Source organism: Brevirhabdus sp., from assembly GCF_052826345.1.
Map to the genome: position 1 here is coordinate 1 of NZ_JBRBUA010000014.1, position 9,864 is coordinate 9,864.

The following is a 9,864-nucleotide window of genomic DNA, read 5'->3' on the forward strand; positions in this document are numbered from 1 at the left end:
GCATGATGCCGATCTTGCAGGCGTCCGGCGTGCTCACCCCGGGGCAGTTCGGCCCGATCAGACGCCCTTTGGATCCCACCCGCGCGCGCGTGACCGTCATCATGTCCAGCACCGGGCTGGCTTCGGTGATGCAGCAGATCAGCGGGATCTGCGCGTCGATGGCCTCCAGGATCGAATCCGCCGCGAAGGGGGGCGGCACGTAGATCACGCTGGCATTGGCGCCGGTGCTGGCCACGGCCTCATGGCAGCTGTCGAAGACCGGCAGGTCCAGATGCGTCTGCCCGCCCTTGCCCGGCGTCACGCCGCCGACCATCCTGGTGCCGTAGGCGATCGCCTGTTCGGTGTGGAAGGTGCCCTGCGATCCGGTCAGACCCTGGCAGATCACGCGTGTGTTTTCGTCAACGAGAATGGCCATGTCTTATCCCTTCACCGCTTTCACGATCTTTTCGGCGGCGTCGCTCAGGTCATCGGCGGCGATGACGTTCAGGCCCGAGGAGTTGATGACCTCCTTGCCCTTGTCGACGTTGGTGCCCTCCAGCTGGACGACCAGCGGCACCTTCAGGCCCACTTCCCTGACCGCGGCGACCACGCCCTCGGCGATCACGTCGCAGCGCATGATGCCGCCGAAGATGTTGACCAAGATGCCTTTGACGTTCTCGTCGCTGGTGATGATCTTGAAGGCTTCGGTCACCTTTTCGGTGGTGGCGCCGCCGCCCACGTCGAGGAAATTCGCAGGCTCCGCCCCTTTGAGCTTGATGATGTCCATCGTGGCCATCGCCAGGCCCGCGCCGTTCACCATGCAGCCGATTTCACCATCCAGCGCGATGTAGTTCAGATCGTATTTGGACGCGGCCAGTTCCTTGGCATCCTCCTCGGTCTCGTCGCGCAGCTGGGCGATGTCGGCGTGGCGGTAGACCGCGTTGCCGTCGAAGCCCAGCTTGGCGTCCAGCACCTTCAGATCGCCCTTGTCGGTGACGATCAGCGGGTTGATTTCCAGCATCTCCATGTCCTTCTCGAGGAAGGCGCGGTAAAGTGTGCCCATCAGCGCGACGCATTGCTTGACCTGCGCGCCCTTCAGCCCCAGCGAAAAGGCGATGCGGCGGCCGTGGAACGGCTGATACCCGGTGGCGGGATCGACGCTGAACGACAGGATCTTTTCGGGGGTCGCTGCGGCGACCTCCTCGATGTCCATACCGCCCTCGGTCGAGCAGACAAATGAGATGCGGCTGGTCTGCCGGTCCACCAGCAGCGCAAGATACATCTCGGTCTCGATCCCCGAGCCGTCCTCGATGTAGATGCGGTTGACCTGCTTGCCCGCCGGGCCGGTCTGATGCGTCACCAGGGTGCGGCCCAGCATCTTCTTGGCTTCGCTCGCGGCTTCTTCCACCGATTTGGCGATGCGCACGCCGCCCTTTTCGCCCGCGTCTGCTTCCTTGAACTTGCCCTTGCCGCGCCCGCCCGCGTGGATCTGCGCCTTGACCACCCATAGCGGGCCGTCGAGCTCTCCGGCAGCGGTTTTCGCTTCTTCGGCGCGCGTGACGACGCGACCGTCCGACACCGGTGCGCCGTAATCGCGCAGCAGAGCCTTGGCCTGATACTCATGGATGTTCATGAAGCTGTCCTGTTTCAGTGCAGTCGCTTCCTGTATAAACACAGGCGCAGGGCGCTTTGAAACGGATTTCTGGCCGATAAGCGATTTGACGCGGAAAAATCGACCTTTTGTGATCACACGATTATTTGCCGTGATCACAAGTGCGGCGACCCGGCCTCCGCCAGCCCTCCGGGGGCGGAAGGCGCGGCCCCCAAAAAGGCGGCGCGCAGAAACGGAACAGGGCGGGCCATCGGGCCCGCCCTGACATTCCGCGCCTCGGTCCGGTTCAGCTCAGCGAGCTGTCGATTTCCTTGCAGGCGGCCACGAGACCCTTCACCGCGTCGACCGATTTGTCGAACATCGCCTGCTCGTCCTTGTTGAGCTTGATGTCGATGACGCGCTCGATCCCGCCGGCGCCGATCACGGTCGGCACGCCCACGTAAAGACCTTTCAGCCCCAGGGCGCCGTCGACGTAGGCCGCGCAGGGCAGGACCCGCTTCTGATCCTTCAGATAGGCCTCCGCCATCTCGATCGCCGAGGTCGCGGGCGCGTAGAAGGCCGATCCGGTCTTCAGCAGGCCCACGATTTCCGCGCCGCCGTCGCGGGTGCGCTGCACGATGGCGTCCAGCTTGTCCTGGCTGGTCCAGCCCATCTTGACCAGATCGGGCAGGGGGATGCCGCCCACGGCGGAATAACGTGTCAGGGGCACCATCGTGTCGCCGTGGCCGCCGAGCACAAAGGCGGTGACGTCGCGCATCGAGACGCCGAATTCCAGGCTCAGGAAATGGCGGAAACGCGCGCTGTCCAGCACGCCGGCCATGCCCACGACTTTCTCGTGCGGCAGACCTGAAAATTCGCGCAGTGCCCAGACCATGGCGTCGAGCGGGTTGGTGATGCAGATGACAAAGGCGTCGGGGGCGTTCTTGGCAATGCCTTCGCCGACCGATTTCATGACCTTGAGGTTGATGCCAAGCAGGTCGTCGCGGCTCATCCCGGGCTTGCGTGGCACGCCGGCCGTCACGATGCAGACGTCGGCGCCAGCGATATCGGCGTAATCGTTGGTCCCCGTCACCGCGGCGTCGAAACCTTCCGTGGGACCGGATTCGGCAAGGTCGAGCGCCTTGCCCTGGGGAGCGCCGTCGGCGATATCGAACAGCACGACATCGCCCAGCTCCTTGAGGGCGGCGAGATGGGCCAGGGTGCCGCCGATCTGGCCTGCGCCGATAAGGGCGATTTTGGGTCTGGACATTGGAATGATCTCCGGTCGGTTCAAACTGGCGTGTGCGTAGCCATTTGCCGCATCAGGCGCAAGAGCGCGGGGGAAATCGTGAAAACGGGCCGAAGATCGACGCTTTTGTCCGCGGCACCATGGGCGCGCCCGGCGCATAAAAACCTGCGCGCCCGGCGCAAAAAGTCGGCCCCCCGGGCAGGAGGGCCGACCGATCATCCCTTGAGACGAAAGGACTTAGTTCTTGGCGACGTATTTCGGCTGCGCCTTCAGCTGGTCCTTGGTCGCATCCATGTAGACGCGCAGGTCGCCACCATTCGAGGAGCGCATGATCGAAAGCTCCTTGAAGGTCACGGCGACCGGCTTTTCGCCGATCCCGAGGAAGCCGCCGACATTGATCACGGCCTGTTCGGCCTGACCGTCCTTGGACAGCAGCAGCTTGTCGATCTCGCCGATACGTTCATCGTTCACGCCGTAGACGGCTGCGTTGTCCAGCTGGTCGGTGCTGATTTCGCTCGCCGGCACGGGCTGGTAGCCTTCGCGCTGGATGTTGGGCTGGTTCAGAACCGTGCGGTTGCCGACGGTGCCCGTGGGGGCGGCTGCGCCTGCGGTGGTGTCGGCCGTCGACGTGGTCGTGGTCGTGGTGGTCATGTTGTCAACGGCATTGCCCGTGGCAGTCGCGGCGTTGTCCACGGCCTGGGCGGTCGCATTGGCCGCGTCGCTGGCGGCATTCGCGGTCTTGTCGGCAGCCTTGTCCATCGCATCGGCGGTCTTGTCGGCCGCGGTATTCACGTCGGCCTTGATCTGCGCCGAGGTGTCGGTGTTGGCGGCGGCGTTGTCGCTGTTGGTGGTGACTGTCACGTTGCTGTCCGCGGGCTTCGCGGCGGCATTCGCGTTGGCGTCAGCGGTCGCGGTCTGGTTCGCGCTGTCGGCCTGTTTCGGCATGGCCGCGGCGTTGGTGTTCGCGGACCCGCTCGCGTTGGTGTTGGCAGCCCCGTTTTGCGGCATGGGCTCACGCTTGAACGCCGGAGCGGCCTCGAGCGTCGCCTTGTCGGTGTTCACGACGAGGAAGAAGTTGCCGGCGGACTGGCCGTCTTCCTGCACCATCTTGACGTCGGACATGGCGACGGCCACGTCTTTTTCCCCAATTCCCAGGAAACCGCCGACGCCCAGGATCACGGCCTGGATCTGTCCGTCCTTGGACACGATGATGTCATTGATTTCACCGATATCGTCCCAGTTCTTCTGGGCACCGGCCTGCACGGGCTTGTCGCCCATCTGGTCCTTCGTCGCATAGACGCGCATTCCGATCAGATCGGAGGCATAGAAGTCCTTGCTGGCGTCGATTTGATAGCTTCCAACCTGCGCCATATGCGCGGCTGCATAGGCGTTGGTGCTCAGAACCAGGGCGGTAGCCGCCGTTGTCAGAAAGCGTTTCATGATGTCGTCTCCTTCTTCCACTCGGGACGTGCCCGTCGGGGCCGCCCTTATGGCAGATAAACACCCGCGAAAGTCGTTGTGTTCCGTCGAATATTTCTTGTTTGTCACGAAACATTGCGCGGCTTTGGGCGTTGAGGCTTTCACCCTCTGTGCCGAAGGGGACGCGGAAGGGGACGGGGCTGTTCCAGGAATTATCTCGGTGTGCGGGCTTCGGTCGGGCGTATACGCGCGGGCGAGGGTTTTACGCGCGCGGTGTTCGGTCTGTGCGCGGTGCCGGGGGCGACGGGGGCTGCACCACCCCGGGTGTGCCGTTGTGGCCGGGGTGGTGCAGGTGCCGGGCGCGCGGCTCAGGTGTCGGTGCGGCTCGGATGGGGCAGCTCTTCCGCCAGATCCTCGTAGGACAGGCCGGTCGCGATCAGACAGGTCGTGCCGTCGGTGGTGGTCATTGCGATCGTCCAGCTGCCGGTGCGGTCGGAGGCGAAGACCTCGATCACCACATTGCCGCGCCCCAGCCCGATGCCGCGCCGCGTTTCGCCATAGGCGCTGGCGAGGCGTTCAAGCACATGGGCGCGCGGCGCACAGCTTTGCCCGTTGGAGGCGGCGGGCGCAGCGGCGGCGGGCGCAGCGGCGGCGGGCGCAGCGGTGGCGGGCGCAGTGGCCAGGGGCGCGGGGCGCGCGGCAGGCGCGGATGACGAATGGGCGGGAGAGATCAGCAGCAGAACGGCGACGAGGCCGAATGACAGGGCGAACAGGTGTCGAAACATGGGAAATCCTCCTGGCAGGCGGGCGCGGCACGGAACGCCCGGGGGAGTCCGAGGCCCGGATCGGGGCTCGGCCGTGGTACGAAAGCGGATGCAACCGCCGCGGGAGACCTGTCCCGGCGGTCCGTGCCACGCTGCATCACGGGCGCAACCCTGCCTCCAATTTCCCCTCCGCCCGGTAAACGCAGCGCGCGCGGCTGCGCCCAGCGTGGCAACGGAATGCGAAGAAAGGATTAACGCCCCCGCGTCAGGCCCGCGTCAGGCCCGCATCAGGCCCGCGCCAGGGGCAAGTTTCGCTGCATTGCGGCGAAAGCCCTCTTGCATTTTGTTGCGCGGTTGTGGTCCTTACTGTCCCTAATATTTCGAGGGGAGAGAATCTTGGACATCCATGCCCGGCCGTTTCGTTCCGTGCTCTACCTGCCCGCGTCCAACCGCAGGGCCTTGGACAAGGCGCGGACGCTGCCCGCCGACGCGATCATCTTCGATCTGGAGGATGCGGTTGCGCCCGGCGCGAAAGAGGACGCGCGCAGCGAACTGGCGTTGGCCCTGCGCTCCCATGATTTCGGCGCGCGCACGCGCATCGTGCGGGTCAACGGGCTCGACACGCCGTGGGCACGGCAGGATCTGGCGGCGCTGGCCGAATGTCCCTTGGATGCCATCCTGCTGCCCAAGGTCGAGGCGCCCGAGGATCTGGACCGGCTGCGCGCGCTGCTGCCGGATGCGCATGCGCGGGCGCCCTTGTGGGCGATGCTGGAAACGCCGCTGGGGGTGCTCAACGTCGGTTCGATCGCGCGGGCGCCGGGGCTTGCGGCGCTGGTGCTGGGCACGAACGACCTGGCCAAGGACATCGGCGCGCGGTTCCGAGCGGATCGCGGCCCGCTGATGGCGGGGCTGCAGATGTGCCTGCTGGCCGCACGCGCGCATGGGCTGTTGTGCATCGACGGCGTCTACAACAGCTTTCGCGATCAGGACGGGCTTGCACGCGAATGTGAGCAGGGGCGCGATCTCGGCTTTGACGGAAAGACGCTGATCCACCCTGCGCAGCTTGAGGCAGCCAACCGTATCTTCGCGCCCTCCGAGGCGGAGCTTGATCTGGCGCAGCGTCAGATAAAGGCCTATGAAGCCGCCGAGGCGCAGGGCAGCGGCATCGCGGTCGTCGATGGCCAGATCGTGGAAAACCTGCACATCGATGCCGCGCGCCGCACCTTGCAGCGCATGGACGCGATCAACAGTAGGGGAGAAGACGCATGATCTGGCTGATATTGGGGCTGGCGCTTTGGATCGGCGCGCATTTTTTCAAGCGGATGGCGCCCTCGGCGCGCGCCGGGCTGGGCGGCGGCGGCAAGGGGATCGTGGCGGTCGCCATTCTGGCGGGGCTGATCCTGATGATCGTGGGCTACCGCGCGGCGCCGATTACGCCGGTCTACGATCCCCCCGCCTGGGCGCGGGGCATCAACAACCTGCTGATGCTGTTCGCGGTCTACCTGTTCGCGGTCAGCGGCGCGAAGACTCGGCTGCACCGGCGCACCCGGCACCCGATGCTTTGGGGGACGGTCACATGGGCGGTCGCGCATCTGCTGGTCAACGGCGATGTGGCATCGCTGGTGCTGTTCGGCACGTTGCTGCTGTGGGCACTGGCGGAAATGGCGGTCATCAACGCGGCCGAGCCGCAGTGGACCGCGCCGCCCGTCAAACCCAAGGCCGAGGTGAAGGCCATCGTCATCACCATCGCCGTCTATCTGATAATCGCGGGCATCCATACCGCGCTCGGCTATTTTCCGTTTGGATGATCACATGAAGCTTTATCGTTTTCTCTCTGCCGAGGACTCCTCGGCCTTCTGCCACAAGGTCTCCGAGGCGCTGTCGAAAGGGTGGGAGCTCTACGGCTCCCCCACCCAGGCCTTCGATGCGGGTACGGGCGTGATGCGCTGCGGGCAGGCCGTGGTGAAGGACGTGCCGGGCAAGACCTATGCGCCGGACATGAAGCTGGGCGCGCAGTAACGGCCGACGCGAAAAGCGGCGTCCGGCAATGGCGCAACGACAACGAGGGCGCAGCGATGACGAAAACCAACTCCGGTCGCTTCTTCGAGGATTACAGCCACGGCGAGGTCATCCACCACGCCGTGCCGCGCACCCTTTCGGGCGGTGAGCGCGCGTTCTACCACGCGCTTTATCCCGCACGCCATGCGATGGCCTCATCGGATGAATTCGCGAAATCCTGCGGTCTGGGGGCCGCGCCGCTGGACGATCTGATCGTGTTCCACACCGTGTTCGGCAAGACGGTGCCCGACATCTCGCTGAACGCGGTCGCCAACCTCGGCTATGCGGAAGGGCGTTTCCTGCACCCCGTGCACCCCGGCGACACGCTGCGCGCGCGCTCGCAAGTGATCGGGCTCAAGCAGAATTCCAACGGCCGGACGGGCGTGGTCTGGGTCCGCACGACCGGCACCAACCAGCATGGAACCGAGGTGCTGGAATACATTCGCTGGGTGATGGTGCGCAAGCGCGACGCCGGGGCGTCCGCCCCGCGCGAAATGCTGCCCGATCTGCAACGCGCCCTGCGCCCCGATCAGCTGCGCGTCCCCGCGGGGCTGGATTTCACCGCCTATGACTTCACCCAGGCCGGAGAGCCGCACCGCCTGCGCGACTATCGCATCGGCGAGAAGATCGACCATGTGGACGGGGTCACGGTCGAGGATGCCGAGCATATGCTCGCCACGCGGCTGTGGCAGAACACGGCCAAGGTTCATTTCGACGCCACCAACCGCGAAGACGGCAAGCGGCTGATCTACGGCGGGCATGTGATCTCCATGGCGCGCAGCCTGTCGTTCAACGGGCTCGCGAACGCGCAGCTGATCGCCGGGATCAACAGCGGTGCCCATGCCAATCCCTGTTTCGCGGGCGACACCATCCGCGCCTGGTCCGAGGTTCTGGATGCCGCCGAAACCGCCGCGCCGGGGGTGGGGGCGATCCGCCTGCGGCTGGTGGCCTGCAAGGACGGCGCGGACGCGTTCAGCCTGCGCGATGCCGAGGGGCGCTACGCGCCGGGCGTGCTGCTGGATCTGGATTACTGGGCGCTGATGCCGGTCTAGCCATGCGGCGCGCCCCGGCCCGCACCGAGGCTTTCCTGCCCGGTGGCGGCCCGAGTCCGTGCCGAGGCGAAGGACGTCCTGCCGGACGGACGGTACGATGCGGTTGTGATCACTGGAAGAAAATTTGTGATCGCAAAAATTAAATTTGCGATCACACGGGCGCAAAAATTGGCCTGTCTTCGCGGAAAATGGCCGATTTTCCGGGTGCTCACCCGTGACTCGGCCTGAAAAAAGCGTATTGATTGTCGCGACCGTTCTACAGGCTTATCCCAGATCGAAAGGATGGCAGCCATGGCCGACGTGAACAGGGGCAACCGGCCCCTATCGCCGCACATCACCATCTACCGCCCGCAGATGACCTCGATCACCTCGATCCTGACGCGGATCACCGGCAACGCGATGCTGGTGGCGGCGCTGATGATCGTATGGTGGTTCGCCGCCGCCGCGGCCGGGCCGCAGGCCTTCGCGACCGCCGACGGCTTCATCACCTCATGGTTCGGGGATCTGGTCATGGCGCTGTCGGTCTGGGGGCTGTGGTATCATTTCATGGCGGGCCTGCGGCATCTCTATTGGGACAGCGGGCGCGGCTACGACCTCGAAAGCACCTATGCGCTGGGCTATGCGGTGATCGCGGGATCGCTGATCCTGACCATCATCACATTCCTCGCGGTATAAGGAGCGCGCGCCATGTCATATCTCACCGACCGCAAGCGCGCGGAGGGGCTGGGTTCGGCCAAATCCGGCACCAGGGCACATTGGAACATGACCATCAGTTCCGTCGCTCTGGCGATACTCGTGCCGCTCTTCGTCTTTACCTTCGGCCCGATGCTGGGGCGTCCTCACCCCGAGGTGATCGCCTATTTCGCACGGCCGTTTCCCTCCGTCGTCGCCGCGCTGACCATTGCGGTGGGCTTTGCACACTTCCGCCACGGGGCGCAGGTGATGATCGAGGATTATTCACAGGGGCTGACGCGCAAGGTGCTGATCCTTGCCACCATCATCGTCAGCTATGCCGCCGCCGCAACGGGTGTGATCGCCGTTGTCGGACTGGCGCTGAAAGGAGCTTGATCGCCCATGGCCGCTTATGACTACGAAACCCATTCCTACGATGTCGTCGTGGTGGGGGCCGGCGGCGCCGGCCTGCGCGCCACGCTCGGCATGGCGGAACAGGGGCTGCGCACCGCCTGCGTCACCAAGGTCTTTCCGACCCGCAGCCACACGGTTGCGGCACAGGGCGGTATCGCCGCCTCGCTGTCGAACATGGGGCCCGACAACTGGCAGTGGCACATGTATGACACCATCAAGGGGTCGGACTGGCTGGGCGACACCGACGCGATGGAATATCTGGCGCGAGAGGCCCCCAAGGCGGTCTATGAGCTGGAACATTACGGCGTGCCCTTCTCGCGCACCGAAGAGGGCAAGATCTATCAGCGCCCCTTCGGCGGCCACACCACCGAGTTCGGCGAAGGCCCCCCGGTGCAGCGCACCTGTGCCGCCGCCGACCGTACCGGCCACGCCATCCTGCACACGCTTTACGGCCAGTCGCTGCGCAACAATGCCGAGTTCTTCATCGAATATTTTGCGATCGACCTGATCATGAGCGATGATGGCACCTGCACCGGGGTCGTCGCCTGGAACCTTGATGACGGCACGATCCATCGCTTCTCCGCCAAGATGGTGGTGCTGGCGACCGGCGGTTACGGCCGCACCTATTTCTCGGCAACCTCCGCGCATACCTGCACCGGCGATGGC

Annotated in this window: 11 protein-coding genes and 1 pseudogene; 7 read left to right on the forward strand and 5 right to left on the reverse strand. The window is 65.2% G+C overall.

What is annotated here, in order from left to right; translation table 11 throughout:
- From ACU0BR_RS02035 to ACU0BR_RS02055, 5 genes and pseudogenes are all read right to left on the reverse strand, one after another.
- Positions 1-415, reverse strand: a pseudogene (locus tag ACU0BR_RS02035) (succinate--CoA ligase subunit alpha); the annotation flags it as partial.
- A 3-nt stretch (positions 416-418) separates the two neighbouring features.
- Entirely contained in the window at positions 419-1,612 is a 1,194-nt protein-coding gene (gene sucC / locus ACU0BR_RS02040; RefSeq protein WP_446155176.1) for an ADP-forming succinate--CoA ligase subunit beta, read from the reverse strand.
- Between the two features lie 265 nt (positions 1,613-1,877).
- Positions 1,878-2,840, reverse strand: coding sequence for a malate dehydrogenase (gene mdh, locus ACU0BR_RS02045; protein WP_446155177.1), 963 nt, complete (start codon positions 2,838-2,840; stop codon positions 1,878-1,880).
- Positions 2,841-3,056: 216 nt separating this feature from the next.
- On the reverse strand, positions 3,057-4,259 hold the full coding sequence (locus ACU0BR_RS02050) for a PRC-barrel domain-containing protein (RefSeq protein ID WP_446155178.1): 1,203 nt from the start codon (positions 4,257-4,259) through the stop codon (positions 3,057-3,059).
- Positions 4,260-4,606: 347 nt separating this feature from the next.
- Positions 4,607-5,023, reverse strand: coding sequence for a hypothetical protein (locus ACU0BR_RS02055; RefSeq protein ID WP_446155179.1), 417 nt, complete (start codon positions 5,021-5,023; stop codon positions 4,607-4,609).
- A gap of 375 nt (positions 5,024-5,398) precedes the next feature.
- Here ACU0BR_RS02055 and ACU0BR_RS02060 point away from each other — a divergent pair, with 375 nt between their 5' ends.
- The 7 genes from ACU0BR_RS02060 to ACU0BR_RS02090 form a co-directional block, all read left to right on the forward strand.
- A complete protein-coding gene (locus tag ACU0BR_RS02060) occupies positions 5,399-6,271 on the forward strand; it encodes an HpcH/HpaI aldolase/citrate lyase family protein (protein WP_446155180.1) in 873 nt (290 codons plus the stop codon).
- The gene (locus tag ACU0BR_RS02065; protein ID WP_446155181.1) at positions 6,268-6,810 is read left to right on the forward strand and encodes an NnrU family protein; all 543 of its coding nucleotides are present in this window, start codon (positions 6,268-6,270) and stop codon (positions 6,808-6,810) included. Before ACU0BR_RS02060 ends, ACU0BR_RS02065 begins: the two co-directional genes overlap by 4 nt.
- Before the next feature lie 4 nt (positions 6,811-6,814).
- A complete protein-coding gene (locus ACU0BR_RS02070; RefSeq protein ID WP_446155182.1) occupies positions 6,815-7,021 on the forward strand; it encodes a DUF1737 domain-containing protein in 207 nt (68 codons plus the stop codon).
- Between the two features lie 56 nt (positions 7,022-7,077).
- Positions 7,078-8,112, forward strand: coding sequence for a MaoC family dehydratase (locus tag ACU0BR_RS02075; RefSeq protein WP_446155183.1), 1,035 nt, complete (start codon positions 7,078-7,080; stop codon positions 8,110-8,112).
- Positions 8,113-8,403: 291 nt separating this feature from the next.
- Complete coding sequence (gene sdhC, locus ACU0BR_RS02080) at positions 8,404-8,787, forward strand: succinate dehydrogenase, cytochrome b556 subunit (protein ID WP_446155184.1); 384 nt, start codon at positions 8,404-8,406, stop codon at positions 8,785-8,787.
- Positions 8,788-8,799: 12 nt separating this feature from the next.
- Entirely contained in the window at positions 8,800-9,180 is a 381-nt protein-coding gene (gene sdhD / locus ACU0BR_RS02085; RefSeq protein ID WP_446155185.1) for a succinate dehydrogenase, hydrophobic membrane anchor protein, read from the forward strand.
- A gap of 6 nt (positions 9,181-9,186) precedes the next feature.
- Positions 9,187-9,864: FAD-binding protein (locus ACU0BR_RS02090; RefSeq protein ID WP_446155186.1), on the forward strand; the 678-nt coding region annotated here is incomplete at its 3' end.

Excerpts from the sequence above, each read along its gene's own strand:
- sucC (WP_446155176.1), bottom strand. The coding sequence starts at position 1,612 with ATGAACATCCATGAGTATCAGGCCAAGGCTCTGCTGCGCGATTACGGC.
- mdh (WP_446155177.1), bottom strand. The coding sequence starts at position 2,840 with ATGTCCAGACCCAAAATCGCCCTTATCGGCGCAGGCCAGATCGGCGGC.
- ACU0BR_RS02050 (WP_446155178.1), bottom strand. The coding sequence starts at position 4,259 with ATGAAACGCTTTCTGACAACGGCGGCTACCGCCCTGGTTCTGAGCACC.
- ACU0BR_RS02055 (WP_446155179.1), bottom strand. The coding sequence starts at position 5,023 with ATGTTTCGACACCTGTTCGCCCTGTCATTCGGCCTCGTCGCCGTTCTG.
- ACU0BR_RS02065 (WP_446155181.1), top strand. The coding sequence starts at position 6,268 with ATGATCTGGCTGATATTGGGGCTGGCGCTTTGGATCGGCGCGCATTTT.
- ACU0BR_RS02070 (WP_446155182.1), top strand. The coding sequence starts at position 6,815 with ATGAAGCTTTATCGTTTTCTCTCTGCCGAGGACTCCTCGGCCTTCTGC.
- ACU0BR_RS02075 (WP_446155183.1), top strand. The coding sequence starts at position 7,078 with ATGACGAAAACCAACTCCGGTCGCTTCTTCGAGGATTACAGCCACGGC.
- sdhC (WP_446155184.1), top strand. The coding sequence starts at position 8,404 with ATGGCCGACGTGAACAGGGGCAACCGGCCCCTATCGCCGCACATCACC.
- sdhD (WP_446155185.1), top strand. The coding sequence starts at position 8,800 with ATGTCATATCTCACCGACCGCAAGCGCGCGGAGGGGCTGGGTTCGGCC.